1 protein-coding gene is annotated in these 405 nt (G+C 51.4%); it reads right to left on the reverse strand.

The window, feature by feature from the left end:
* Window positions 1-176: 176 nt before the first annotated feature.
* A partial coding sequence (locus C1I97_RS38955) for a conjugal transfer protein TrbC (RefSeq protein WP_181447142.1) occupies window positions 177-405 on the reverse strand: 229 nt, incomplete at its 5' end.

A 405-nucleotide genomic window follows, 5' to 3' on the forward strand; every position in this document is an offset into this window, starting at 1 on the left:
TTACGCGACCGGACGTGGATCATCACCGTGAAGGAAGTGAACGCTACTACCGCGATTATATCGCGGCGAACAGCAACGATGACGCATCACTGCCTCCGCCGGAGCAGGATAAACGCTGGGAACCGCCTTCTCCAGGTTAAAAAAAAGGCCGCGCCAGAATCCGGCGCGGCCACTGTTCAGTACATTCCGTCCCAGTCCGGACGGTTGGTTTTTTTATGATGAAACCCGTTTACAGGACGCCCTGTCGGGTGGTTATTGTCCTGTGGAAGCGTTAACAGGTTTATACCTGCTCTTTCTGCTCTCACTGATATCTGATTTTCCTCTTTTGTTTCAGGTAGTTCTGGTCTGTTCAGCGTGATATAGCGAATTCGTCGCTCTTCCCGTGTGGTCGTTTTAAGCGTATTC

It is taken from the genome of Streptomyces sp. NTH33 (assembly GCF_003236365.1).
In the GTDB taxonomy this organism is placed as follows: domain Bacteria; phylum Actinomycetota; class Actinomycetes; order Streptomycetales; family Streptomycetaceae; genus Streptomyces.